Consider the following 25,651-nt stretch of genomic DNA (forward strand, 5'->3'; position numbering starts at 1 on the left):
TGCCGCCGCTCATGACGTGGCGGCCTTCCCGGACGGCGCCCGCCCCTTCCCCGGCGGCCCCGCGAACGCCTGCGCGATCTCCAGCCACCGCTCCGCGTCCGCCCCTTCGGCCCGTACGGACGGCAGATCGGCCCGGTGCGCCCGCTGGGTCACCAGCAGACAGAACTCCAGCGCCTCGCCCGTCACCCGCTGCCCGGCCGCCGCGGGACCGTACTCCCACACCGTGCCGTCCGGCGCCCGCAGCTCGACGCGGAACTCCTCGGCGGGCGGGGTGAGTTGATGTGCCGCGAAGGAGAAGTTCCGGGCCCGTACGCCGATCCGGGCGACATGCCGCAGCCGGGCGGTGGGGGTGCGGGTGGCGCCCAGCGCATCGGCGACGTCCTGGCCGTGCGCCCAGGTCTCCATCAGCCGTCCGGTGGCCATCGACGCCACGCTCATCGGCGGGCCGTACCAGGGCAGTTTCTCGCCGCTGGGCCGCTCCGCCAGCGCGCGCTGCAACTCCTCCCGCCCCGCCCGCCACTGCGCGAGCAGCTCGGCGGGCGGCGTACGGGCACCTGCCTCGGCGGCCTCGTCGACGAAGGTCAGCGGTGCGGCGAACGCCTCCCGCGCGGCCCGCGCGAACCCGTCCGGGTCGATGGCGGACAGCAGCGCCTGCCGGTCGGTCCAGGCCAGATGGGCGATCTGATGGCTGACGGTCCAGCCCTCGGCGGGCGTCGGGACCGCCCAGCGCTCGGCCGGCAGCCCGGCGACCAGTGCGTCCAGCTCCTCGCTCTCCGCCCTGAGATCCGCCAGTACGGCGCCGGGATCGGACACGCGACACTCCCCTCATCCACCCAACTGCCGGAACAGCGGGGCGCGTTGGAAAACGGCGACGGCCGCGGCGAAGCGCTGCGGCCGTACGGGTGCGGTGTGGTGCGGGTGCGCTCCGAGCGTGGCAGCGCCGCCGGAAACAATCAAGCATGCGTGCATGATTTTTCCGTCAGCGGCGCTGCCCCGCGGGGCGGAAGTAGTTGCTACGTGAGAAGGGGAGGAGCCGTCCGCCGCGCACGCGGCTTCCACCGCGCCCGTCGCTTCAACCGCGCCTGTCGCTTCAACCGGTCACAGGCCGGTGACCTCCCCCGCCCTCTTCAGCGCGGAGCCGAGCGTGCCCACCATGGAGTCGCGCCGCCTCTCGCGCGCCGCCCGGTCCGCGGGCGCCAGCCGCGCGGCGGTCTGCACGGCATAGGCGTCCGGGTCACCGAAGGCATCCCGCGGGTGCTCTCCCGTCTCCGCGCAGTGCGCCGTGACCTCCTTGACCGCCTGGAGCACCACCGCCCGGTCCACGCCCGGCTGAGTGACCAGCCGCACCTGGAGTCGCGCCATCCACTTCTCGCGGTCCTTCTCCCGCGCCGCGTCCGTCGTCTGGCCCTTCGTCTGGTCCTTCTTCTGGTCCTTCGTCCGGTCCTTCTTCGCCATGCGCTCTCCCGGGTGATCGTCAGCCGTCCGTTGTGGAGGGGGACGCCGGGGGGTGGAAGTGGGTTGCGGAGGCGGCGATTTGAGGAGTTTGACGTGGCTGCCGGGCGGGCCTGGCGGGCCGCCAGGCCGGGCAGGTCTGGCGGGCGGGCGGCCACGTCGGCCGGGACTGGCGGGCGGCCAGGCCGCCCGGCCCATGGCTCAGCTGTGCGCCCCCGCGCTCCGTACCGCCCCCACGCTCGCGATCACGACGAGGCCGATCGCCAGTACCTCGGCCCAGCCCAGTGCCTGGTGCAGTACGAGGAATCCGGCGGTGGCCGCGGCGGCCGGCTCCAGGCTCATCATCACCGCGAAACCGGCGGCCGGGAGCTTGCGCAGGGCGAGCAGTTCCAGTGTGTAGGGCAGCACGGACGACATCAGGGCGACCGCGGCGCCCAGCCCCAGCGTGACCGGGTTGAGCAGGGCGGAACCCGCGCTGACGATGCCGAACGGCAGGCTGAGCAGCGCCGCGACGGTCATCGCCAGCGCCAGCCCGTCCGCCTGCGGGAAGCGCTGTCCCGTACGGGCGGAGAGCAGAATGTACGCGGCCCACAGCCCGCCGGCCGCCAGCGCGAACCCCGCTCCGACGAGGTTGAGCCCGTCGAGCCCCTCGCGCCCCAGCAGCACCACCCCGCCCAGGGCCAACGCCGCCCACACCAGGCTCAGCAGCCTGCGGGAGGTGACCACCGACAGGATCAGCGGCCCGAGGAACTCCAGGGTGACCGCGGCGCCCAGTGGAATACGGTCGATGGCCTGGTAGAAGAGCGAGTTCATCCCGGCCAGTGCGACGCCGAAGGCCAGCACCGTGGCCCAGTCGCCCCGCGCATGGCCACGCAGCCTGGGGCGGCAGACGACCAGCAGCACCAGCGCGGCGACCACCAGGCGCAGGGTGACCACACCCAGCGCACCGGCCCGCGGGAAGAGCAGCACCGCCACCGACGAGCCGAACTGCAGCGACACGATCCCGCCGATGACCAGCGCCACCGACCCGATCCGCCCGCGCGCACCCGCCGCGCCGCCGCCCCCGGCCTGCGCCTCCGCCGTCAGCACCTCGGGCGACGGCGGTATGGGGTGCACCAGCCCGCCGTCATGGGCGGGCGCGGAGTCCACGGAGGGGGAGGGAGTGGCGGGGGTCGCGGGGCCGGCGGGGGTGCCGGGGGTGCCGCCATCGGGTCGCTCGGGCGAAGCATTCACGCCACCACGCTACGGCCCGCGCTTCCGGTCCGTGAAATGCGCTTTCTCCTGTTGTTATGCTCCGCACGCATGAGCATCGAGCTGCGTCATTTCCGCTGCTTTCTCGCCATCGCCGACACCCTGAGCATCACCCGCGCCGCCGAGCGGCTGCATCTGACCCAGCCGGCCGTCTCCCGCACCCTGCGCCAGCTGGAACAGTCCCTCGGTGTCCATCTCGTCGACCGCTCCACCCATCACCTCGCGCTCACCCCCGACGGCCTGTCCTTCCGCGACCGCGCCGCCGTCGCCGTGGCCTCCTTCGACCGTGCGCTCGGCTACGCCCACCGCACCGCCTGGCCACTACGGCTGGGCCATGCCTGGGCCGGCGCCGGTACGGACACCACCACGCTGCTCCGCCGCTGGCACGAGGAGCACCCGGCGACCCCGCTCGAACTCCTCCGTATCGACGACCGCACGGCCGGTCTCGCCCGCGGCGAGGTGGACGCGGCCCTGCTGCGCGGCGAGGTCAGCGCCCCCGGCCTGATCACCGAGCGCCTGACCACCGAGCCCAGAGTCGCGGGCCTGCCCGCCGACGACCCGCTCGCCCACCGCACCACGCTCTCCCTCGCCGATCTGGCCGACCGCACCATCGCCGTCAACACCGTCTCCGGCGTCACCTCTCTCGACCTGTGGCCGCCCTCGGCCCGCCCCGCCTCCACGATCACCATCGGCAACAGCGACGACTGGCTGGCCGCCATCACCGGCGGCCGCGCCGTAGGCGTCACCACCTCCGCCACCGCCGAAATGCACCCCCACCCGGCCATGGCCTACGTCCCCCTCACCGACGCCCCACCCGTCCCCGTCGTCATCGCCTGGCGCGATGGTCCGGGGCATCCGCGGATCCCGGACCTGATCGCGCTGGCCCATGAGGTGATGGGGCGGGGGTAGCGGGGGAGCCGATGGGCGGTGGCTGACCATCCGTAGGCGGGGGAGCCGGGGGGCGGTCCGCTGCCTGGGTGTGCGGTACCCGGTCTCGGCCCGTCCTGGCTGCCTGCCCTTCGTCGGCACAGAGTTACGGCATCCGGCACCTCCGGCGGCACGACCCTCTCGTCGCCGCCCCGCCACCCGGTGCCCGTAATCCGCCTCCCCACCGCCGCCCCGCAGAGGAGCCCCTGTGCCCATCACCCCCGTCAACGACAACAACTCCCCCACCCCCAACGGCGACCACAACCACGCCGACGCCGACGCCCATGCCCCCGCCCCCGCCCCCGACCTCGCCACCCTCACCCAACGCCTGCAACGCCTGGAGGACAAGGAATCCCTGCGTGCGCTGCTGATCCACGGCTGGCGGGCGCTGGACCGCAAGGACTGGCGTACCTGGATCGACTGCTGGGCCGAGGACGCGGTCCTGGAGTTCGGCCCGTGGGAGCGGATCCACGGCCGGGAGGCGATCCTGGCCAAGGTCATGGAGGCCGAGGCCCCGTACACCAGCATGCAACACCACATCCTCAACATGGACTTCGAGGCGCAGGGCGACCGAGCGACCGGCATCGGCTACATGTGGTTCGTGGCCGTCACCAGCCCCACGGCAACCGCCTCGCCCTACGCCATGGGCGGCCCCTACGACTGGGAGTTCACCCGGGACACCACCGGATGGCACCTGACCCGCCAACGCCTCGGCGTCTGGTGGACCACCGGCGAGGACCCCCGCAAGACGTTCACCGAGGCCAACTAGCCATCCGGACAGCGCTGCCGCGGAAGACGCCGACCGGGTCCGGTGCCCGGTCCACCGTGCACAACCCTTCCCCCGGCAGTGGCGCTGCCGCCTCAGCCCCTACACCCTGCGATACGCCCGGAGAAAGGTCCGCACTCCCTCGACGACGAGTGGCCGGACGCGGGTGTCTTCCGCGGCGTTCGCGGAGCCGAGCTTGTCCAGCGCGACGCCGAAGGTCAGCGCGATGAACTGATCGGCCGCGAGGCGGGGATCGGGGACGTCGAGCAGCCCGGCCGCGGCGAAGGCGGCGAAGCGCTCGGCAAGTGCCTCGTCGGGGGCGTCGGCCATGGAGTTGTAGCCCCGGTGCGGCAGGTGGCCGGATTCCACCCGGACCAGTCGTTGCAGCGTTGCGTACTCCGCCGAGCCGAGCATGTCGGTCGAGATCCGCATCGAGAACGTGACCAGCGCGTCCTCAAGGTCGGCGGCCTCGGTGAGGCTGGTGAGGGTGTCGTCGAGGGTGCGCCGGACCGTGGTGATCAGTGACTGGCCGACGGCGTCGACGACTGCTTTCAGCAGCGTCTGCTTGTCGCCGAAGTAGTCGTAGACCGTCCGCTTGGACACCTCGGCACGGGCGGCGACCGCGTCGACGCTGGACCGGTCGAAGCCGTCGGCGAGGAACAACTCCCGGGCCGCCGTGAGGATGGCGGCCCGCTTCCGTGTGGATCCCTCGCGCAGTGTCTTCGTGGTCGGCATGGGCATATCGTAACCGTTCTACACTGCACGGTGTAGTGTAATACTGGCTTGGCGGGCGGGTGTCGCACTCATACATCCGCTGCGCCCGGCGGAGCCGTGCATGCGCCAACTCGGGTACGGCTGACACGAGTTCACCCCGCCGGACGACCTCTGACCTGTCCGCAACGCACCCTGCACCCTGCACACCGCACCGCGCCACGCATGAACGGCCGCCGTGTCCGCGCCGGGCCCGGCAAGACGGCAGCGGACCCGACAAGACAGCGCAGCGGACCCGACAAGACAGCAGCGCTACGCGATGCGTACGGCCGCCCCCGTACCCGCCCGGCAATGACGGAAGGATGTCCATGACCGCAACTCTGGCTGCTCCCCCGGTCCGCATCGGGAAGGCCGCTGTCGGGGCCCTCGGCATGCTGGCCGTCGCCACCGGTGCCTTGGAGTCGGTGGTGACGCCGACGCTCCCGCTCCTGCAACGCGAGCTGGATATGAGCCCCGCCGAAGGGGCGTTACTCAGCATCATGCTGCTCATCACCGGCGCGCTCGTCACACCGGTCGCGGGCAAGTTAGGCGACCGCTACGGCGGAAAACGCGTCCTGATCCGGCTGATGGCGGTGGTCTGTGCCGGTGGTCTGGTGTCCGCCCTGGCGCCGAACCTGCCGGTGCTGCTGCTCGGTCAGGTACTGCAGGGCGCGATGGTGGGCGCACTGCCCCTGTCGTTCATCCTGGTGCGCACACACCTCCCCGCGGAAGAGTCAAAGGTGGCCATCGGGGTGGTCAGCGGGTTCTTCGTGGGCGGCGGGATGGCGGGCACGCTGTCGGCCGGGCCGGTGGCGGAAGGGCTGTCCCGACACTGGATGTTCGCGTTGCCGACGGTCGCGGTCATCGCGTCCACCGTGCTGCTGACCAGGCTGATGCCGCCTGATCCGCCGGGCGCGTCGGGCCAGTCGGGCCAGTCGGGCCGGTCGGGCCGGCCGGGCCGTTCGGACGCCGCCGCCGGGGTCGACTGGCCCGGCCTCGTTCTCCTGAGCGGGACGCTCGCCACGCTCATGCTCGTGCTCGCGCTGGCGCCCGACATGGGCTCGCAGCCACTCGTACTCGGCGCCCTCCTCGTGGTGCTGGCCGCCTTCGTGACCGGATGGATAGCCGCCCAGCGCCGTGCGGCCTCGCCGGTGATCGATCTGCGCATGCTGGCGCGGCCCGCGGTGTGGAAGGCGTGTGTGCTGACGTTCGTGATCTGCGTCGGTACCTCGGTGGCGGTCTATCTCGTCCCACAGCTGTTCGCGGTGTCCACCGACGCGTACGGATTCGGGGCCAACGCCACCGAGATCGGCTTCTTCCTGCTGCCCGGCGCCGTGGCCGCGTCGCTGGCCGGGCCGGTCGGTGGGATCGGGGCGCGGCGTTTCGGCTCGCGCGCCGTGGTCACCGCCGGGGTCGTCATGATGGCCGCCGCCCTGATCGCCCTGGCAGCCGTGCACACCGAGGTCTGGCACCTCGTCGTCGGCAAGATGCTGATCGCGCTGGCCAACGGCCTGTGCGTGACGGCGATGGTGACGAGCATCGCCACATCCGTCGATCGGAGCGACACCGGCATCGCCACCAGCCTGGTCCTGGTGACGCGCGTGATCGGTTACGCCGTGGGCGTGCAGGTCAGCGGCGCGCTCCTCACCGCCGGGACGCCTTCCGGATCGGATGTCCCGGCCGAATCGGCCTTCGCCACCGGCTTCCTCATAGCCGCCGCCCTCACGGCGCTGTCCCTGCTTGTCGTCCGCACCATGAGCAAAGGAGCCAAGGAATGACCCCCACTGGTCTGTTGAGAAATATCCGTACCACGTCGAGGCGCACGGTCCTGATATCCGGTGCCGGGGTCGCGGGGCCCGCCCTCGCGTTCTGGCTGAACCGCTACGGATTCGCGGTCACGGTCGTCGAGAAGGCAGGCACACTCCGTGAGGGCGGTTACCCCATCGACGTGCGCGGCACCGCACTCGAAGTCGTCCGGAGGATGGGAATCCTCCCGCAACTACTGGACGCGCATATCGACTTGCGTCGGCTGACCTTCCTCGACGCGGACGGCGGCGAGGTGGCCTCGGTCAACCCGCACACCCTCACCGGCGGTGTCGCGGGCCAGGACCTGGAGGTGCGGCGTGGCAACCTGAGCGACGCGCTGTACGCGGCGGTCCGTGACGACGTGGAGTTCTTGTTCCACGACTCCATCGACGCCCTCGACCAGTCCGGCCACGGGGTCGACGTCAGCTTCCGCGGGGGCGGCAGGCGTACGTTCGACATGGTGATCGGCGCGGACGGTCTGCACTCCCGGACCCGCGAGTTGGCATTCGGCCCCGAAGAGCAGTTCCACCGCTACCTCGGCTACTGCTTCGCCGGGTTCACCCTGCGCAACACCTTCGGTCTCTCCCACGAGACCGTGCTGTGGAACACCCCGGGCAGGGCCGCGGCACTCTACGCGGTGGGAGACCACGACGACGTGCACGCCCTCCTCAACTTCGCCCACCCCGAACCGCCGCTCGACGCGTTCCGGAACCCGGAAGCCCAACGGGACCTGGTCAGCGCGGTGTTCGCAGACGCGGGATGGGAGGTCCCGGGCATGCTTGCCGCCCTGCGCGACGCGGATGACCTGTTCTTCGACGCGGTCAGCCAGATCCGCATGCCCCGCTGGTCCAGCGGCAGGGTCGCGCTGGTGGGCGACGCCGCGTACGCACCCTCGTTCCTCACCGGACAAGGCTCCAGCCTCGCGCTCGTCGGCGCGTACATGCTCGCCGGCTCCCTGGCCGACCGCGACCACACCGCGGGCTTCGCCGCCTACGAACACCACACCCGTGAGTTCGTGACCGCGAACCAGGACCAGGTCGGCGAGGGCGACGCCACACTCTTCCCGACCACCGCTCGCGCCCTGGAACAGCGCAACGACATGCTGCGCAACCTCAGCGCCATGCCGTCCACGGAGGGACGTCCGGCGCATTCGGCCCTCACTCTGCCGGAATTCGTACCGATGAGGTGAGCCAGGGCACGCGCCGATGAAGGGGCCTCACCGAGGGTCGGGGCCCGCGATCGGCAACCCGACTGCCGGGCCGGCGGTCGGAAACCCCGCACCCGGTCGGCCCGCCAGAGACACGACTCATCCCTCTTGCTCACGGTCGTCGCCCTCCGCTGCCCCGGCCGGGGGCGACCCGCCAGCCGGGACGGGGGCCTGGGTGCCTTCCGCGGCCGCCGCCGGACTCTCGCGGCGCTTGCGCGCCAGCTCCTCCGCCCGCCGATCGGAATCCAGCCGCATCTCCGCTTCCGCCTTGAGGTCAAAACTCCGCACCATCGCCCCCAGAACCTCACGGCGCCCTCAGCCCGCCACGGCGCTCGGACCCACAGCCCTCCCGCACCGCCCACCCAGGCACGCCGGCCGACTTCTCCCCTGCACTGCCATTCTTCCCACCACGCCCGCCCACACCCGGCCACGACCACCCCAGCCCCCACCACCGGAAGCACACCACTCCACCACCCCGCCCGGCACACACCGGTGCACACCCCCCGGCGCGCACCGGCCCCACACACCCCTGCGCGCCTAGCTCCCACCAGGGCAGTACGGCCCACCCCAGGGCAAGAAGGTTCCACTCCGAGACGGGCCGGGGCGGGCCAAGATGGGCCGAGACGGGGAGGCGGGCTGGGGCGGGCTGGGGCGGGCTGGGGCGGGCCGGGGCGGCCTGCGACGGACGGGCTGGCTACCGCAACGGGCACGCAAGATCACTCCGCACCCGATGCGGACTACAGGCAATCAGATTCAACGAAAGAAACCGCCCACCGCTCACTCACCAGCCCCCGACCCGGTCCTCACCGACGGACAGGACACGTACGGTCTCCTCGTACAACGGTTTCGGCGCGTACGAGCCCACGAAGAGTTCCGCGTAGCGGTTGAGTTGCGCGTCGTACCAGTCGGCCGCCACCTTCGGTTCCTCGAAGGTGGCCTCGATCCGGTCCGCCGGCTTCAGCAGCCAGTCCGCGCACTGCAACGGCATCACCTGCGCGGACCGGAACTCCGGGTGGTCCGGGCGCCGGTGCGCGTCCCCCGGCTTCACGAGCACATCGCCACTGCCGAGCCAGACGTAGCCGTGGTGGTGAGGTCCGGTCATCTCTCTCCCTGCTGCGAACGCCGTGCTTGCACTGGTCCGAATGGGCGGCCCTCGCCCGTTTCGCGGGCTGAGGGCCGCCCGGTCCACGGACTACTGGCGGCCACAGCCCTGGCCGTCGCCGCACCCTCCGTTGGGGTTGCCGCCCTGGTTGTCGTCCTCATCGCCGCCACACTTGACCGGGCCGAATCGGTATCGCATGGTCATCTCCTCGGGTGCTGAGCCGCCGCGCGGTCGGTCCGCGCGTCGTCGTGCACTTGCGAGGGCCCCTTGCGGGCCCACCCGCTCCGGCCGTGTCCTGCCAGGGAATGGCGGCCGGGGCGGGAGTTTTCAGGACTGCCCGCTGTCGTTCACGGTCCTGCCGGGTGCGTCATCCGGTGCCGGACGATCAAGACGTTGAAGTCGGTCACCTTGCTGGGATCCCGGTCCGCCTCGGCCTGCTTCCGGCCGCGCTCCAGCACAGCGCAATCTGGACAACGGGACTCCAGCCGCGAATGAGCCCGCACCGAGAGCAGCACCTCGGGTGACGCATCCTCAACGTGGCACGAAGAACTGCCGAATTCGACGACCCCGTCAGGGGCTGGCGCATGGTGCAGGGGCTCGGCCACTTCGACGGGGCTAGTCCGGTCCGGTGTAGTCATGACCAGGACGCTAGAGAGCCAGGGGTGGCTACGGAGAACGATATTCTCCGATATTCTCGATGCCTCCTCGACTATTCTCTGGCATTCTCATGTCATGGGCCTCACCCCCTGGTTGAGACGTGCAGTAAGACGCAATCCTGATCTCAACATGCCTACGAAGGGGGTAGATCATGGCGCGACGACTGCGCTTCAACGGCACGGGGAGTGATGAAGACGGCTGCCCGTCAGTACACGAGGACGTCGACAGCGGCGAGATCATCGTGCACGGCCCGCAGCTGACCGACCCTGACGACATCGCACAGCTTCAACGTCTGTCTCCTGGCGAAACTCCGATCGTGGTGCCGCGAGAACTGCTCGTCGACTTCGGGCCCAAGGAGGTCACACGCGTGCCGAAGATCATTGATCTGGACGCCTTCGGACGACTCTTCACCTCGTTCGAACATACGGCTTGGCGCCTGGAGACGCGGGGGCGCTACGCAAGCGACGAAGGCACCACAACCTACGCCCAGTTCACGCGGGGCGAGCCAGTAGCGTGGGAGGGTGTCAGCCCGGACTGGTGCGCACGGCGGCGTGAACAGTCCGCTCTCGGAAAGCGCTTCGAGCGGGTCCGCATCGTAGACAATCCGGCAACCACAGGACAGCTCTACCTCCTTGACAATGCGAAGCGGAACAGCGCGGTCGGAGAGGACATCCGCAACCTGTGGCGCTCAGATGCCATTCGCCTCCATCTGCCGGCCGAGGACTTTTGGATCTTCGATTCGCGGCTTGTCGCACTGCTCAACTTCGACGACGCGGACAACTTGATTGACGTCGAGCTGATCAAGGAACCCGAACGTGTACTCAGGTACGCCCAGGTACGCGACGCGGCGTGGCACCACGCCGTTCCTTTCAAGCAGTTCGCGGCGCAATTGACTGCTAAGGAGTAGCGAACGTGATTTGGTGACCGACTTCCAGCAGTCGCGAGTTGCCCTCGGGGCTCGACTGCGCGAACTCCGTACCTCGCGACCTGGAGGTCGGCTCACCGGCACACAACTGGCCGAACGTCTAGGCTGGACTCAGTCCAAGGTCAGCAAGCTGGAGCGGGGCCGCCAGACGGCCACGATCGAAGACCTCCAGCAGTGGGCAGACGGGACCGATCAGCCCGAAACATTCAACGAACTCCGGTCGCGTCTCCACGGAATAGAGTCACACCATCGCACATGGCGGCGGCTGCTCAGCTCCGGACACAGGGCTGTTCAGGAGGATTTGAACGCCCAGCATGCACAATCAACCGTCTTCCATGCATGGCAAAATGCCATGATCGTTGGAGTTCTCCAGACACCTGATTACGCACGCCACATCTTCAGCCGCTATGCAGAACTACAGCGCTCCCCAAAAGATACCGAGGACGCCGTACGCGCAAGGATGAAACGCCAGCAAGGGCTGTACGATCACCGACGCAAATATCACCTCCTGATGTGGGAACCAGTCCTCTACACACTGATCTGCCCACCATCAGTTCTCGCTGGGCAACTGGACCGAATCTCCGGGACTATCGGCTTGGATACCGTCGAATTGGGTACCGTGCCACTTACTGCCGCCGTGAGGGTACCGCCCGCAAGCGGATTCTCAATCCATGATGAGCGCCTTGTTGCTGTCGAGACATGGCATGCGGGACTCCGGATCGATGACCCTGACAGCGTCTCAACTTACCTCCGAACGTGGCAGACGCTTCAGAAATCCGCCGTTTACGGTCACGCCGCACACCAGATCATCGACCGCGCGAGACATGCCATCGGCACCAAATGAGAGAGAATCAATGGAATGTCGAATTGAATTCGACCAGGGGGCATTCCGGATGCAATTAATCAACTGAAGAGCCGACCGACATTGAAAGGTGATGCGATGCAGCAGGACAGGCCGAGCGGCGAGTCAACGTACACCGAGTGGCGCCACAAGGTACGCGACGTGCTGACACCACTCCAGAACAGTCTGGTTCAGCGATTCCAGGAGACCCGGCTGTTCCGCATCTACTCCTCTACCCTCGTGCCCGGCCTGTTGCAGACCGAGGGGTACGCGGCCGCAGTGCTGCGCGCAGTCGTCGCGGAATTGCAGGAAGAACTCCCCTTCGACGACAGCGCGGAGGCCGCGCGGGCCCGCGTCGAGCGCTCCCGGGTCATCCATGAGCCGGAGCGCCGGTTCGTTCTGCTCGTCGAGGAAGCGGTGCTGTACCACCAGCTCGGAAACATGCAGACGATGGCCGACCAGCTGAACTACCTGCTTACGGCCAACGACCTGCCGTCCATTTCGCTGGGAGTCATCCCGACGGCACGCGAGCGGGCCCACCTGCCGCAGGAGACGTTTCACGTATACGACGACGGTCTCGTCTCGGTCGAGCTGGTGTCAGCGGAGGTGAAGATCACCCAGGCCCCCGAAGTCGCCCTGTATCTGAAGGCGTTCGAACAGCTAAACAGCATGGCCGTGTACGGCGCGGAGGCGCGGGCGCTCATTTTGAAGGCGCTTGAGGGCTTGCGCTGAGGCCGCGTGTGACGGCAATGCCCCCTGGGTCAAATGCTTGACCCAGGGGGCACCTTCTTGCCTACCGGCGGCCTCGCGCCCGCAGTCTCAGAAGGCTGTGGGGTGGTCTTCCTTCAGCTTCGCCAGGAATGACGTCCACGCACCCGCGCCGAAGACCAGACGAGGGCCGGCGGGGTGCTTGCTGTCGCGTACGGGAACGACGCCCGGAAGGCCATCACCGATTTCTACACACTGACCGTTCGCACTGCTGTGACTGCTCTTCCGCCACGCTATGCCGGAGAGGTCGTAGCCCATTCCAAACACCTCTTCTTAGTCTCTCGCTGCTGCAACCTTAGCCAGTAGGGCAGCACTGTCGTTCGGCCCCACAGCCACCGCTTGCAGGTGCTCGAACATCGACTTGTAGCGGCGCATCTCCGCCTCTGACTCCAGGAACAGATCGCCCGCCGGCGTGTCCACGTAGACCAACTCCGGGTCCGCAGGGTCCGGGAAGTCCATGTGCACGAAGCTTCCAGGCATACCTGCGTGCGCTCCCTTGTCGAAGGGGATCACCTGGAACGTGACGTTCGGCTCCTCCATGAGGTGGAGCAGGTGACGCGCCTGTTCCTGCATCACCTTGGTCCCTCCCACCACACGTCGCAGAGCCGCCTCATCGACAATCGCCCAGAGCTGCAGCCGGTTCTCTTTGCTGAGCAACGCCTGTCGCTCCATGCGCGCCTGGACTCGCTGCTCCACCTCTTTATGACTGGCGGCCGCCCACACGCCTTTGATGACCGCGCGGGCGTAGCTCTCGGTCTGCGTGAGGCCGGGTAGAAACAACGACTCATAGTTGCGCACCGTGCGGGCCTCGGCCTCAAAGCCGATGTAGGCCGTGTATTCCTCGGGCAGCTCCGAGTGGTACGGACGCAGCCAGCCCTGATCGTTGGAACCGGCCTGGATGGCCAGGAGGTCGGCCCTCTGGGCTTCGGTCGCCTCGTACAAATCGAGCAAGGCGACCAGCGTCCGCTTCTGCGGTCGGGCGCGCGCCTTCTCGATTCGATAGAGCGTCGCCGCGTTGATCCCCTTCTTCTCCGTGACCTCCTCACGGGTCATCCCCGCAGCCGCACGAAGCCGGCACAGTTCCGCGGCCAACCGCCGGAGTCTCACGGTTGGGGGATGTTGTCGCTTGTCCGCCACGTGCGGTCCCTTCGATGGCTCGGCGATACCGCGAGTCTGGCGACCACCACGGCTCAACTCAACCCAGTTCGAACACGCCGAAGCAGTTCGCAATCATTGCGTTCTCATTGTGGGCGAGTGCACTCTATGCGTAACATCACTGAGCGTTCAAAGCTCGTAACGCGCAAGTGATCTTGACGCTCCGTCATGCGCAGCAAGGGGATAGCCATGTCCACACGCGCCCGACCAGTAGCAACACGACTCACAACCGACCCGCTGCCCACTGCCGCCCACTGTTTCCCCGGCGGCAAACGGTGCCCCGGCCAGGCCCGTCGGGCGCTCCGGCAGCAGCTTCGGGTCTGGTGCATCAGTGGAGAACTCGCCGACTCCGCCGAGCTGTTGCTGTCCGAGCTGGTCACCAATGCCGTGCGGGCGCAAGCGTCCGCCGACGCGGAGGTCGGGGTCCGGTTCGTGTGGGCGGGCGGCCATCTCCGGCTGGAGGTGTGGGACGCGAGTGACGAACTGCCTGTGATGAAAGACGCCGAGGAGGACGAGGAATGTGGGCGTGGATTAGTGCTGGTGGACGCCTTGGCAAGGTGCTGGGGCGTCGACCGGGACGGCACCGGAAAGACCGTGTGGGCCGAGTTGTTGGCCGGGGTGGCCGTAGGCGATGCCTCGGCGTCATGTCGCGGGCAGGTGCAGGCACCAGCACGCGCACCGGCAGCGGCGCCGCAGGGGCCCTGAGGGAGCCGAGGCCCGTGGTCTATCGGGTGAAGGCTACGGCCCGGTATGCGGGCGGGGCCTCGATCGACCTCGGTGGCTGGACGTCGTACTCGCCGGGCCGGGCCCTGGACTGGGTCCGGGCGCGGGCGGAGCAGGTGGCGCAGCAGTTAGGCGCCCCGTATGACGGCGTGGTGCGTGCGTGGCTGGAGGATGCGGCCGGATACCGGTGGGCGAGGGAGGGCTTGGTGGCCGGAATTCCTTTTGTGTTGAGGGCAGTTGATGCGGAGGGGTGTACGTATGCGTTTGTGGCGCGACCGGACGCTCGGGGTGCCCGTAGTACGGCCTCTCTTCAGGGACCGACTGTCGGGGAGGCAGCATGACGCGCACAACGGCGTCAGGTCTTCTCACGCGCGGCTTCTGGTGCGAGCGGTTCGTTTATCGGTCCGTCCATGCGGATCGCCTGGACTCCTGGACAGCGATCGTCACGTATAGCCCTGTACGCGCGGTCCGACTCATGGGCGTGGATGCACGGACCATGGCCTCCGGTCTCCCCTCGGGTGAGCGACAGCGCGTGCTGGCTGAGCTGGGCAGTCAGGGGCAGGTAGGGGCCATGGCAGCGCTCCAGCGAGGCGAGCCGTGTGGTCTGGCCCTCAAGTGCGGTGGGGCGTGGGTGGAATGGTCGGCCAGTCCGGTTCTCTTACTGACCCTCGTCGATGGTGCGCCGGGAACGCCTCGTCCGTGCCGAGGCGGTCAGGCGGCGGGGCTCGGGGCGCCCCTGACGCCGGCGGACGGGTTCCCGTAGGCGGAGCGGGGTCGCCACGAACGCTGTACTCCGGACCGTGCCCGGATGCGGCGCACCGCGAGGTCAGCCCCTGTCGCCAGGCGGCTCGGCCAGCCGTCCCTCGATGCGGGTCCGTACGGCCCCGGCCCGGGGGTCGGTGTACATGGACAGGAGGGGCAATGCCTCAGCCCAGTGGACGCGAGCCGCCTCGGGGTCCTCCGGATGCACGGCGGCAGCCAGGTGGTCGAGCTCCAGGGCGAGTTGCCACGCATCGTCGAGTTCGGCGTGCACGGCGGCGGCCTGCCGATGAAACGCAGCGGCCTCGTTGTGGCGGTTCATTGCTGCATAGGTCTGCCCCGTGCCCCGCCAAGCGAGGGCTTCTCGGCTGCGATTTCCCAAGCGGCGGTGGAGCTTGGCGGACCGCTGGTATGAGGTCAGCGCATCGCCGTACCGCGCAGAGGCGCGCTGGACATCGCCGAAGGTGATCAGCCAAAACCCTTCCAGGGTGTGATTTCGGAGGTTGAGCGCGATATCGAGGGCTTCCTCGATCGCATGCTGTGCTGCTGTGAGCTCACCTTGCTCCCTGCGGAGTTCTGCGACGATGTACAGAGCATTGCCCACGCTCCCCTGGTTGTTCAGGGCTCGGTGGGCGGCGAGCGCCTGTTCAGCAGCCTCTTCGGCCTCCGGCAGGCGGCCCGCGTCGAGGCGCGTGCTGGCGATGTTGGAAAGGGCGATGGCCGCTCTGCGGTGTTCGTCCACGTCGCGGAATTGTGCCGCCGCGCGCTCGAAAAAAGTGGCTGCCAGGTCGAGTTGGCGTCGCTCAAGGTGAATCAGGCCGATGAGGTTGAGTGAACGGGCCTCTTCGGAAGGCATGGCTGTCATACGCGCGAGTTCCAGCGCCCGTTGGTGGCATTCCAGGCCCTCGTCGAGCCGGTGGCATTGCCGATAGGCCATGCCAAGGTTGCTGAGCAATCTGATCTGGGCAGCCGATTCGTTCGCCCGTTCCGCGGCCACCAGACCGGCGCGTCCCGTTTCGAGCCAATCTGTGACCGGGGATGAGGGATAGCGGGCGTTCCACAGCACCTCGGCCAGCTGACATGCGAGGGTGTCGAACCCGGCCGACAATGCAGCAGGTGCCAAGCGGAGCAGAGTCGTGTGTTCGCGGTCCGACCAATCCACCGCCGCGTCGTAATCGGCGAAGGCCACGGGAGGCACAGCGGCCGTGGAGGGCGCCAACAGGGCGCGTCGCTCGGCAGGCTTGATCCAGCTCTGGGCCGCGTCGGCAGTGAGCAGATACCAGTCCAGCACCCGCTGCAGGGCGGCACTCCGCTGCTCGGGCGGTTCATCGCTCTGCGCCTGGTCGGCGGCGAAGGCGCGCAGCAAGTCGTGGAACTGGAAGCGGTCCGGTGCGGTCTGTTCGAGCAGGTGGGCACCGACGAGATCGTCGAGGAGAGGCCTCGCTCGGCCGAGGCTGAGCTCGGCGAGGGCCGCAGCCGCATGGAGGCTGAACTCCGCGCCCGGGTGGATTCCCAGCAGGCGGAAAAGCCGCGCGGAGTGCGCGGGCAGGGCACGGTAGGACCAGGCGAAGACCGAGCGGACCGCTTCGGCTTCCTCGTCCATGCCAGTGCTCAGCGCGTCCCACAGAGCCGACTCGTCTCTCAGGTCGGCGATGAGATCGTCGATCCGCATGTGGGGATGGCTGGCAGCGCGCTCTGCCGCGATGCGTAGGGCAAGTGGCAGCCGAGCGCATAAACGGGCCAGTTCGGCGAGCTTTTCCGCATCGTCCTCGGGCCGGTAGTCCCTGGTCACCGCGTGCAGTAAGGCGATCGCCGCAGGCTCCGGAAGAGTGCCAAGGGTCAGCCGGCGGGCGCCGTCACGTACCGCGAGACCGGCGAGGCGGTTACGGCTGGTGACCACTGCCAGACTGTTGCCACTGCCAGGGAGGAGGGGACGCACCTGGCTGACAGTGGCAGCGTTGTCGAGCAGGATCAGGAAGCGCCGATCAGCGAGCAGTGAGCGGTACAGAGAGGCGGCGTCATCGACATCCTGGGGAATGTGGTCGGCGGGAACGCCAAGTGCGCGCAAGAAGCGACGTAGCGCCTGCTCTGCTGTGACGGGTTCGCCGGAGTCGTAACCGCGCAGATTGACGAAGAGCTGCCCGTCGGGGAAGCGGTCCTTCACCTGATGCGCCCAGTGCAGCACCAGCGAGGTCTTCCCCGCACCTGCTGTACCAGCCACCACATGGATAGAGATCACCAGGCGATCGCCGTTTTGGCCGGTCAGGATGGCATCCAGCTGGCGCAGTTCGTCAGTGCGGTTGACGAAAGCACGGACATCGGCGGGAAGCTGCCGCGGAGTGGGCCCGGTGTGTCCCTGCGCCGGGCCCTGGTGGAAGTGGATATCGCCGGAAACGTTTCCGGCCTGCACGACGTCGCGGGACGCCCCTGACAGGTCGTTTCGAGAGTCCTGCGAATGACCTTCACCGTCTCTGGGCGCGCTGATGGTCCGCTCCGTTCATGCCGCCGGCGGTGGTGGAAGGTGTGCCACCGCACGCTCGAAGTAGGCCCGGATGTCCTCGGCCCTCGCGTAAGCCTGCTTCACATAAGCCACCCAGGGTTGTACGACCTCGGGTTCGGTGAAACGGCGGGCGCTCTCGAAGGCCCCGGCCTCGGTGTAGAGAATCTCGTACAAGGTGCGGTTGTCGAGGATGACGACTTCGGGCAGCAGGCGGTCGGTCTCGGCGGTGGCCACTTCCTTTGCGGGCAGCACACGGGTGTGATGCCCGACCTCCGCACGCATATGGAGCCAGTGCAGCTCCCACTGCACGTATGGCGTCAGCGGCTCCTCCACCACGCGCAGGCGGTGAAACGGGGAGCCGTGTCGCCTGTCATCATCAGCGGCCTTCCGCGCGGCCTCCAGCCCTTCCTGGAAAAGCCGGAGCGCTTCGGGCCAGTCACCTCGGCGGAGCGCGTCCCGCCGGGGGCTGTCATCCTCTTCAAAGTGCTGCAGCCGTTCCAGCTTCCAGGACTCACCGTTGCGGATGGCCTTGCGTCGCGTCCGGAAGTCGCTGACATAGGCATCGTCATCGAGTGGTACGCCTTGTTCCGCCGGGAGCGACGGGCAACGAAGATCAAGCATCGGGAATATCCACCTTTGCCGCGCTGAGCATGTTGCCGGGGATCACGACCAGCCGCTCGTCAGGGCCGAGAGACACACCTTTCGGCAAGCGCGGGCCATAGTCGGCAGTGAGATCACGGCCGATGACGGCGATGTCACCGTTGTCCAGCTGCCAGATCTCAGGGCACTTCTCCTCCTCCGCCGAGACGCCCAGCTCCGCCGCCGACTTCCCCAGCCGTCTGGCGAATAACGCCGCCGGGTCCGCTTCCCAGGTACGGGCCATAACCGCCTCCAGCATCCCCAGCGTTACTGACGGTCATTCACGATACGGGATGTGCCGAAGCGTGTGCAGTACGTATATGCACAGCTTGAGGACGGCGGTCACGTCGCTCTCGGTTCCCCCGCCCACAGCGCCTCCGCCCCCAGTGCCTCCGCCAATACCTCCGCCAGATGCCGCCCCCGCCGGTCGCCGAGCTGGTCCAGTTGGGTGCGGCAGGAGAAGCCGTCGGCCAGGATCTCGGTGTTGGCGGTGGATTGCCGGACGGCGGGGAGGAGCTGGTCCTCGGCGCAGGCCACCGACACGTCGTAGTGGCCGCGTTCGAAGCCGAAGTTGCCGGCGAGGCCGCAGCAGCCGCCGGTCAGGCTTCCGGTGAGGCCGGCGCGTTCGCGGAGGCGGCGGTCGGCGGCGTCGCCGAGGACGGCGTGCTGGTGGCAGTGGGTCTGGCCGGCGATGGGGCGGTCGATGCGCGGGGGCTGCCAGTCGGGGGCCAGTTCTTCCAGGGCTTGGGCGAAGGTCCGTACGGAGCGGGCCAGTTGGGCTGCGCGGGGGTCGTCGGCGAGGAGTTCGGGGAGGTCGGTGCGGAGGGCGGCGGCGCAGCTCGGTTCGAGGACGACCAGGGGGTGGCCGTCCTGGAGGAGGGGGCTCAGGATCTCGACCGTACGGCGCATGACGCGGCGGGCCTGGTCGAGTTGTCCGGTGGAGACGTAGGTGAGGCCGCAGCAGAGGGGAGGGCGGTGCAGCCGGGGCAAGGCGGCGGGTTGTGGGAGGGCGCCGCCGGGCTGGCGCAGGGGGGCGGTGGGCGGCAGGAGGGGGCGGAGTCCGGCGGCTTCCAGGACGTGTACGGCGGCGCGGCCGACCTCCGGGGAGAGGTGGTTGGTGAAGGTGTCGGGCCAGAGGATGACGGTGCGGGCGGAGGTTCCCCCGTTGGCTGTCGTCGTACGGCCGGAGGTTCCCCCGTTGGCTGTCGTCGAACGGCCGGAGGCTCCCCCGGTGGCCGTCGTCGTACGGCCGGATGCCGGGTGGGGGGCTCCGGTGGTCCGGCGGCGGTGCCACCACCAGCGGGTGAAGGTTTCGGTGGCCAGTTCGGGGATCGGGCGCTCGGGGGCGATGCCGCCCAGGCGTTTCGCGACGGTGGCCAGCGGGGTACGGGCGAGGGCGTTGAGGGCGGGGGCCAGGGGGGCGGCGGCGTGGAGCCACTGGGGGAGGCGGCCCATTGAGTAGTGGGCGGCGGGGCGTAGCCGGCCCTCGTAGTGGTGGTGCAGGAATTCCGCCTTGTAGGTGGCCATGTCGACGCCGACGGGGCAGTCGCTGCGGCAGCCCTTGCAGGAGAGGCAGAGGTCGAGGGCGTCGCGTACCTCGGGTGACTGCCAGCCGTCCGTGATCACCTCGCCGGCCAGCATCTCGTGCAGCAGGCGGGCGCGGCCGCGGGTGGAGTGCTGTTCCTCGCCGGTGGCGCGGAAGGACGGGCACATGACGTCCGTGGAGCCGGGTGCCGTCGTGGCGTTGCGGCATTTGGCGACGCCTACGCAGCGCCGTACGGCCGCGGAGAAGTCGCCGTTGTCGTGCGGATAGCCGAACTCCACCGGGACCGGGCGCCGGGGCAGCACCGCGAAGCGGAGGTTCTCGTCGAGCCGCGCGGGGCGGATGAGCATGCCGGGGTTGAGGCCGGCGGCCGGGTCCCAGAGCGATTTGAACTGCTCGAAGACGTGGACGAGTTCCGGGCCGTACATCTTCGGGAGCAGTTCGGCGCGGGCCTGGCCGTCGCCGTGTTCGCCGGAGAGTGAGCCGCCGTGCGCGACGACCAGCTCGCCGAGGTCGTAGGAGAAGTCGCGGAAGCGGCGGATGCCGGGGGCCGTCAGCAGGTCGAAATCGATGCGGATGTGGATGCAGCCGTCGCCGAAGTGGCCGTAGGGGGTGCCGCGCAGGCCGTGCTGGGAGAGCAGGGCCCGGAAGTCGCGGAGGTACGGGCCCAGTTGGGCCGGTGGGACGGCGCAGTCCTCCCAGCCGGGCCACGCCTCTCCCCCACGCTCGGCTCCGCTCGCGCGGGCGGTACCCCCATCGTCGGGCAACCGGCTAGCGGCACCGGAGGCGTCCTCGCGGATGCGCCACAGGGCGCGCTGGCCGACCGGGTCGGTGACGACGGTGTGGTCGGTGCTGCCGTCCGCGGCGGCCGCGCGGCAGAGCGCCCTGGCGCGGGCGGCCGCCTCACCGGGGCTCGCGCCGCCCATCTCCACGAACAGCCAGGCGCCCCCCTTGGGCAGTCCAGCGGCATCGCCGACCAAATCGGCGGCCATCCCCTCGACGGTCATCGGCCGGTACGGGAGGAGGGTGTGCGCGGCCTCGGCGGCGGCGCTCTCGTCGGGGTAGGCGAGGACGGCGAGCACCCGGGCCGCGGGGGTCTCCACGAGCCGTACGGTCGCCTCGGTCAGCACCCCGAGGGTGCCTTCGCTGCCGGTGAGGGCGCGGGCCAGGTCGGTGCCGTTCTCCGGGAGCAGCGCGTCCAGGGCGTAGCCGGAGATCCGGCGGGGCAGGTCGGGGTAGCCGGTGCGCAGCAGCGCCAACTCGCCGTCCACCAGGCGTTTTACGCCGTCCCGGAGTGCCGGGGGCAGTCCGGTGGGGGCGCCGGTGGGGTCCGTGCCGCGGCCGGCCCGTACCGGCTCGCCGCCGTACGTCAGCAGCTCCAGTTCGCGGACGCTGTCGGCGGTGGTGCCCCAGGCCACCGAGTGCGAACCGCAGGAGTTGTTGCCGATCATGCCGCCGAGGGTGCAGCGGCTGTGGGTGGAGGGGTCGGGGCCGAAGGTCAGGCCGTGGGCGCCGGCCGCCGCGCGCAGGTCGTCCAGGATGACGCCGGGCTGAACGACGGCCGTACGGGCGGCCGGGTCGAGTGACACGATCCGCCGCATGTGCCGCGTGAAGTCCAGCACCACGCCGACGCCGGTCGCCTGTCCCGCGATGCTGGTCCCGGCGCCGCGCGGCACCACAGGCACCCCGTGCTCCCGGCACACCCGCAGCGCCGCCGCGACATCCTCGGCGTCCCGGGGCGCGACCACCGCTCTGGGCACCCGCCGGTAGTTGGACGCGTCCATGGTCACCAGGGCCCGGTCGGCCGCGGCGAACGAGACCTCCCCCCGTACCGCGGCCGCCAACTCCTTCGCCAGATCCCGCTTCTCCGTCTCCGTACGATCAGCCATGTCTCCAGCCTGCCCACTGGGACGGGTTCATGGGCGGTCGGCGGGCCGGATGTCGGGCGAATTGCCGCGTCCTGGGGCGGGGAGGGCGGCCGCGGCCGCCGCCCGGTCCGTCGTGGCGGCGGCTGGATGGAAGCGGAAGACGTTGTCCGGATCGTGCTGAGCCTTGAGGGCGGCCAGCTGCCGGTGCTCCTCCGGGGCGTGCACGCTGCGGGCCACCTCGTCGGCGTCCGGACGGTCACCGTGCCCGCCGAAGAGGAAGTTCACGCTCCGGCCGAGCCGCCAGGGCGCGACGGCCGCCAGCGCCTCGGCGTGCAGCGCCCGGACGTCTGCCAGGGCGGCGGCCGCCTCCGCACCGCCCGGCCCGTCGCCCGCCACGGCTCCCGTGAGCGGCGACAGCACCCGCAGGGCATAACGGGCGTCCCGGTGGCCGACGGAACCGGCCGGGGCGCCAGCCGGGGCGCCAGCGGGGGCACCGGCCGAGACGCCCCCCTTGGCCATCGCCCCGCCGAGATGATTGAGCTGGACCACGCACATGACCGGGGCGGCCGGTCCGGTCAGCGCCGCCACCCGGCGCAGCGCGGCCGCGTCCAGCCCGCTGAGCAGCGCGTTGTCGCCGTCGTAGGCATGCGGATCGGCCGGGTCGCGATGGATGGTGTGGGACTCGGCGTACGGCATCTCGCGCAGGTCGTCGCTCACCCGGGGCCCCACCGCCCGCAGCGGCGCCACCAGTCGCTCGCCCTCCTCGACGCTCCCCGTATAGGCGATCCGGATCTGCGCCAGGTAGCGGCCGCGCAGCGCCGCGGGCAACTGCGGGAGGTCCGGGTAGACGATCAGAGCGAGGGATGACGTGAGCTCGTCGGGGACGGTCCCGGTCCAGTGCAGATACGCCGCCAGCGCCTCGTCGATCTGTTCGCCGCCGAACACCAGCTGCCCGCCGTACAGCCGGGCCACCGGCACCAGCCCGAACTCCATCGCGGTCACCACCCCCAGGCCGTGGCCGCCGCCCAGCAGCGCCCGGAACAGCTCGGGGTCGCGCTCCGCGGTGACCCGCAGCTCCCGGGCGTCGGCGGTGACGAGGTCGACGGACCGCACCTGGTCGGCGGCGAATCCGTACGTCCTGGCCAGCACCCCGACGCCACCCCCGAGGGTGTACGAGATGACGCCGACGCCCGGGGAGGAGCCGTTGAGCGGGGCGAGTCCATACGGGGCCGCCGCCTCGACGACCTGTCCCCAGACGGCGCCCGCCTCGACCCGCGCGGTACCTGCCGCCGCGTCCACCCGCACCCCGGCCATCCGCCGCGTACTGATCAGCAGCCCGCCGTCGGTGGCCGCGGACAGCCCGTGCCCGGTGGCCTGCACCGCGACCGGCAGCCCCTGGGCGCGGGCGAAGCGCACCGCGGCGACGACGTCCTCGGCGCACCGGGCTCCGACGATCACAGCGGGCCGGTGCTGCCGTGCCAGCTGGAAGCCGGACCGCTCGGCGTCGTAGCCGTCGTCCCCGGGGACGAGGACGGGGCCCCGGACCTGCGCCATGAGGGCGGCGAGGGCGACGGGTTCGAGGGCACGGGATTCGACGGCGGCGGGTTCGAGGGTGGCGGCGGACGGCCGGGCGGGGGCGGTGTTGATCTCCATGCCCCGCACTCTTCCGCGATAACTGGACATCCATCGTCATATATAAAAGCGGCTGTGAAGTCGTCCCGTCTGCTCTCGATCGTGCTGCTGCTCCAGACCCGCGGCCGGGTGCCGGCCGCGGAACTCGCCGAGCGGCTGGAGGTCTCCGCCCGGACCGTCTACCGCGATATCGAGGCGCTGTCGGCGGCCGGGGTGCCCGTCTACGCCGAACGCGGGCGGCACGGCGGGATCGCGCTGCTGCCCGGCTTCCGTACGGATGTCACGGGGATGACCACCGACGAGGCGCGCGCCCTGTTCATCCTGGCCGCGCAGGGCGCCCACTCCGCGCTCGGCCTGGATGACGCGCTCCGCTCGGCATTGCAAAAGGTGATGGCGGCGCTGCCGGCGCCGCACCGTCCGGCCGCGGAGCTGGCCGGGCGCCGCATCCTGGTCGACCCGGACAAGTGGGCGACCCGCCCGTCCTCCCCCGCCACCACGGAGGACGGGGCCACCGGCCGCCGCGCGACGGTCGACCTCGATGTCCTGCACACGGCCGTCTTCGCCGACCTCCGGCTGCGCATCCGCTACCGCCACAGCGGCGAGACCCGGCTGCGGACGTACACGGTCGACCCGTATGGGCTGGTGGCCAAGGCCGGCACCTGGTACCTCGTCGCCGACCGGCGCGGCCGGCCGCAGCTCTTCCGGGCCGACCGGGTGGCGTCCGCGACCCTCACCGAGGTCCCCGTACGGCGCCGCGCGGGCGTGGAGCTGGCCGAGGTCTGGCAGCTGCTGCGGCGCCAGGTGGAGCACCGGCCCGCGGAGGTACGGGTGACCGCACGGATCCGCCGTGACCGACTGGATCTGGCGGTACGGATCCTCGGCGGGGCGCTGACCGGACCGCCCCGTACGGATGACGGCGACGAGGCCGGAGCCGGCGAGTGGGCCACCCTCGACCTCGCCTTCCCCGTCCTCCGCGCCGTCCGCCAACTGCTCCAGTTCGGCGACTCCCTGGAAGTGCTCACCCCGCCCGAGGCCCGCCGGGTGATGGCGGAGGCCGCCGCCGCCCTCACCACCCTCTACGCCGCGGACGCCCCGTCCACCGTACGGGCGGCCGGCATCTCACCCGCTGGACGCTCGGCAGAAGCCCGCAGCGCAACGGATTAGGCTTCCCCCCGTGGCTGATATCCAGATTCCCGCTGACATCAAGCCCGCCGACGGACGCTTCGGCGCGGGCCCCTCCAAGGTGCGTACGGAGGCGCTCGGCGCCCTCGCCGCCACCGGTAGCTCCCTTCTCGGCACGTCCCACCGCCAGGCCCCGGTCAAGAACCTGGTCGGCAAGGTGCGCGACGGCGTACGCGACCTCTTCCAGCTCCCCGAGGGCTACGAGGTCGTGCTCGGCAACGGCGGCTCCACCGCCTTCTGGGACATCGCGACGCACGGTCTGATCGAGCGCAAGTCCCAGCACCTCAGCTTCGGTGAGTTCTCCTCGAAGTTCGCCAAGGCCGCCAAGCTGGCGCCGTGGCTGGAGGAGCCCACCGTCCGCTCCGCCGACCCGGGCGACCACCCGGAGCCGGCCGCCGAGCAGGGCGTGGACGTCTACGGCTTCACCCACAACGAGACCTCGACCGGTGTCGCCGCCCCCATCAAGCGGGTCGCGGGCGCGGACGAGGGCGCGCTGGTCCTGGTCGACGCCACCTCCGGCGCCGGTGGTCTGCCGGTGGACATCGCCGAGACCGATGTCTACTACTTCGCCCCGCAGAAGTCGTTCGCCTCCGACGGCGGGCTGTGGCTGGCGGCCTTCTCCCCCGCCGCCCTGGAGCGCGCCCGCGCCATCCACGCCTCCGGCCGGCACATCCCGGAGTTCTTCTCGCTGCCCACGGCGATCGACAACTCCCTGAAGAACCAGACGTACAACACCCCGGCGCTGTCCACCCTCTTCCTGCTCAATGAGCAGCTGGAGTGGATCAACGGCCAGGGCGGCCTGGACTGGGCGGTCCGCCGCACCGCCACCTCCTCCCGCACCCTGTACGGCTGGGCCGAGGACGCCAAGTACGCCACCCCGTTCGTCACCGACCCGGCCAAGCGCTCCCAGGTCATCGGCACGATCGACTTCGACGAGGGCATCGACGCCGCCGCCGTCGCCAAGGCCCTGCGCGCCAACGGCATCGTCGACACCGAGCCCTACCGCAAGCTCGGCCGCAACCAGCTGCGGATCGCGATGTTCCCGGCGATCGACCCGGCGGACGTCGAGGCCCTGACGGCCTGCATCGACCACGTCATCGGCAAGCTGTAGCGGCCTCCCCCGCGCACCACAGGCCCCGGCGGGCGAACCGCCGGGGCCTGTGCGCTGTCGCGGCCCGGCTGGTGCTCAACGGCCCGG

Annotated in this window: 25 protein-coding genes; 10 read left to right on the forward strand and 15 right to left on the reverse strand. The window is 70.0% G+C overall.

Translation table 11 applies throughout. The features are described 5' to 3' along the window. Positions 1-9: 9 nt before the first annotated feature. The 4 genes from STRTU_RS13810 to STRTU_RS13825 form a co-directional block, all read right to left on the reverse strand. Positions 10-813: a TIGR03084 family metal-binding protein gene (locus STRTU_RS13810; protein ID WP_159743812.1), complete on the reverse strand. Its 804-nt coding sequence runs from the start codon at positions 811-813 to the stop codon at positions 10-12. Between the two features lie 12 nt (positions 814-825). Then, positions 826-969, reverse strand: a complete 144-nt coding sequence (locus tag STRTU_RS13815) for a hypothetical protein (RefSeq protein WP_159743813.1) — start codon at positions 967-969, stop codon at positions 826-828. A 129-nt stretch (positions 970-1,098) separates the two neighbouring features. After that, positions 1,099-1,455, reverse strand: a complete 357-nt coding sequence (locus STRTU_RS13820; protein WP_159743814.1) for a hypothetical protein — start codon at positions 1,453-1,455, stop codon at positions 1,099-1,101. 198 nt (positions 1,456-1,653) lie between these two features. Then, positions 1,654-2,538, reverse strand: a complete 885-nt coding sequence (locus STRTU_RS13825; RefSeq protein ID WP_367801186.1) for an EamA family transporter — start codon at positions 2,536-2,538, stop codon at positions 1,654-1,656. A gap of 216 nt (positions 2,539-2,754) precedes the next feature. On the opposite strand from STRTU_RS13825, the gene STRTU_RS13830 reads away from it, so the two are divergent. Together STRTU_RS13830 and STRTU_RS13835 are read left to right on the forward strand one after the other, a co-directional pair. Continuing rightward, positions 2,755-3,612 (forward strand): LysR family transcriptional regulator, encoded by an 858-nt coding sequence (locus STRTU_RS13830; protein WP_159743815.1) that lies wholly within the window; start codon positions 2,755-2,757, stop codon positions 3,610-3,612. A 346-nt stretch (positions 3,613-3,958) separates the two neighbouring features. After that, a complete protein-coding gene (locus tag STRTU_RS13835; protein ID WP_159746921.1) occupies positions 3,959-4,399 on the forward strand; it encodes a nuclear transport factor 2 family protein in 441 nt (146 codons plus the stop codon). Between the two features lie 99 nt (positions 4,400-4,498). Here the strand turns inward: STRTU_RS13835 and STRTU_RS13840 are convergent, their stop codons facing one another. Continuing rightward, positions 4,499-5,131 (reverse strand): TetR/AcrR family transcriptional regulator, encoded by a 633-nt coding sequence (locus STRTU_RS13840; protein ID WP_159743816.1) that lies wholly within the window; start codon positions 5,129-5,131, stop codon positions 4,499-4,501. A 344-nt stretch (positions 5,132-5,475) separates the two neighbouring features. Between STRTU_RS13840 and STRTU_RS13845 the strand changes: the two genes are divergently transcribed. Both STRTU_RS13845 and STRTU_RS13850 read left to right on the forward strand, forming a co-directional pair. Continuing rightward, entirely contained in the window at positions 5,476-6,924 is a 1,449-nt protein-coding gene (locus STRTU_RS13845; protein WP_159743817.1) for an MFS transporter, read from the forward strand. Further along, on the forward strand, positions 6,921-8,141 hold the full coding sequence (locus STRTU_RS13850) for an FAD-dependent monooxygenase (RefSeq protein WP_159743818.1): 1,221 nt from the start codon (positions 6,921-6,923) through the stop codon (positions 8,139-8,141). The genes STRTU_RS13845 and STRTU_RS13850 overlap by 4 nt, the downstream gene beginning before the upstream one ends. A gap of 117 nt (positions 8,142-8,258) precedes the next feature. Here STRTU_RS13850 and STRTU_RS13855 read toward each other — a convergent pair whose 3' ends face one another. The 3 genes from STRTU_RS13855 to STRTU_RS13865 form a co-directional block, all read right to left on the reverse strand. Beyond that, positions 8,259-8,450, reverse strand: coding sequence for a hypothetical protein (locus tag STRTU_RS13855; protein WP_159743819.1), 192 nt, complete (start codon positions 8,448-8,450; stop codon positions 8,259-8,261). Between the two features lie 490 nt (positions 8,451-8,940). After that, positions 8,941-9,261 carry a hypothetical protein gene (locus STRTU_RS13860; protein WP_246240473.1) on the reverse strand — a complete coding sequence of 107 codons (321 nt, stop codon included), beginning with the start codon at positions 9,259-9,261 and terminating at the stop codon, positions 8,941-8,943. A gap of 347 nt (positions 9,262-9,608) precedes the next feature. Next, complete coding sequence (locus STRTU_RS13865) at positions 9,609-9,899, reverse strand: hypothetical protein (protein ID WP_159743820.1); 291 nt, start codon at positions 9,897-9,899, stop codon at positions 9,609-9,611. A gap of 170 nt (positions 9,900-10,069) precedes the next feature. Here STRTU_RS13865 and STRTU_RS13870 point away from each other — a divergent pair, with 170 nt between their 5' ends. The 3 genes from STRTU_RS13870 to STRTU_RS13880 all read left to right on the forward strand — a co-directional run bounded on the left by STRTU_RS13870 (position 10,070) and on the right by STRTU_RS13880 (position 12,416). Further along, the gene (locus STRTU_RS13870) at positions 10,070-10,825 is read left to right on the forward strand and encodes a DUF6879 family protein (protein WP_159743821.1); all 756 of its coding nucleotides are present in this window, start codon (positions 10,070-10,072) and stop codon (positions 10,823-10,825) included. Between the two features lie 10 nt (positions 10,826-10,835). Next, positions 10,836-11,687, forward strand: coding sequence for a helix-turn-helix domain-containing protein (locus STRTU_RS13875; RefSeq protein ID WP_159743822.1), 852 nt, complete (start codon positions 10,836-10,838; stop codon positions 11,685-11,687). 96 nt (positions 11,688-11,783) lie between these two features. Beyond that, positions 11,784-12,416: a DUF5753 domain-containing protein gene (locus STRTU_RS13880; protein ID WP_159743823.1), complete on the forward strand. Its 633-nt coding sequence runs from the start codon at positions 11,784-11,786 to the stop codon at positions 12,414-12,416. 87 nt (positions 12,417-12,503) lie between these two features. On the opposite strand, the gene STRTU_RS13885 is transcribed toward STRTU_RS13880, so the two are convergent. Continuing rightward, positions 12,504-12,710 carry a DUF397 domain-containing protein gene (locus tag STRTU_RS13885; protein ID WP_159743824.1) on the reverse strand — a complete coding sequence of 69 codons (207 nt, stop codon included), beginning with the start codon at positions 12,708-12,710 and terminating at the stop codon, positions 12,504-12,506. Between the two features lie 15 nt (positions 12,711-12,725). Continuing rightward, positions 12,726-13,544, reverse strand: a complete 819-nt coding sequence (locus STRTU_RS13890) for a helix-turn-helix domain-containing protein (protein WP_246240480.1) — start codon at positions 13,542-13,544, stop codon at positions 12,726-12,728. 252 nt (positions 13,545-13,796) lie between these two features. Here STRTU_RS13890 and STRTU_RS13895 point away from each other — a divergent pair, with 252 nt between their 5' ends. Further along, complete coding sequence (locus STRTU_RS13895) at positions 13,797-14,312, forward strand: ATP-binding protein (RefSeq protein WP_246240484.1); 516 nt, start codon at positions 13,797-13,799, stop codon at positions 14,310-14,312. Positions 14,313-15,156: 844 nt separating this feature from the next. Here the strand turns inward: STRTU_RS13895 and STRTU_RS13900 are convergent. The 5 genes from STRTU_RS13900 to STRTU_RS13920 all read right to left on the reverse strand — a co-directional run bounded on the left by STRTU_RS13900 (position 15,157) and on the right by STRTU_RS13920 (position 23,193). Further along, the gene (locus STRTU_RS13900) at positions 15,157-17,499 is read right to left on the reverse strand and encodes an ATP-binding protein (RefSeq protein ID WP_246240486.1); all 2,343 of its coding nucleotides are present in this window, start codon (positions 17,497-17,499) and stop codon (positions 15,157-15,159) included. An 87-nt stretch (positions 17,500-17,586) separates the two neighbouring features. Further along, positions 17,587-18,210 (reverse strand): DUF6879 family protein, encoded by a 624-nt coding sequence (locus STRTU_RS13905; protein WP_159743826.1) that lies wholly within the window; start codon positions 18,208-18,210, stop codon positions 17,587-17,589. Next, a complete protein-coding gene (locus tag STRTU_RS13910; protein ID WP_159743827.1) occupies positions 18,203-18,472 on the reverse strand; it encodes a hypothetical protein in 270 nt (89 codons plus the stop codon). Before STRTU_RS13910 ends, STRTU_RS13905 begins: the two co-directional genes overlap by 8 nt. A gap of 98 nt (positions 18,473-18,570) precedes the next feature. Continuing rightward, complete coding sequence (locus STRTU_RS13915; protein ID WP_159743828.1) at positions 18,571-21,660, reverse strand: FAD-binding and (Fe-S)-binding domain-containing protein; 3,090 nt, start codon at positions 21,658-21,660, stop codon at positions 18,571-18,573. 27 nt (positions 21,661-21,687) lie between these two features. After that, complete coding sequence (locus STRTU_RS13920) at positions 21,688-23,193, reverse strand: FAD-binding oxidoreductase (RefSeq protein WP_371873674.1); 1,506 nt, start codon at positions 23,191-23,193, stop codon at positions 21,688-21,690. Positions 23,194-23,346: 153 nt separating this feature from the next. On the opposite strand from STRTU_RS13920, the gene STRTU_RS13925 reads away from it, so the two are divergent. Together STRTU_RS13925 and serC are read left to right on the forward strand one after the other, a co-directional pair. Beyond that, a complete protein-coding gene (locus STRTU_RS13925; protein WP_159743830.1) occupies positions 23,347-24,435 on the forward strand; it encodes a helix-turn-helix transcriptional regulator in 1,089 nt (362 codons plus the stop codon). Between the two features lie 10 nt (positions 24,436-24,445). Next, a complete protein-coding gene (gene serC, locus STRTU_RS13930; protein ID WP_159743831.1) occupies positions 24,446-25,564 on the forward strand; it encodes a phosphoserine transaminase in 1,119 nt (372 codons plus the stop codon). Positions 25,565-25,651: the final 87 nt, after the last annotated feature.

Source organism: Streptomyces tubercidicus (assembly GCF_027497495.1).
GTDB lineage: Bacteria > Actinomycetota > Actinomycetes > Streptomycetales > Streptomycetaceae > Streptomyces > Streptomyces tubercidicus.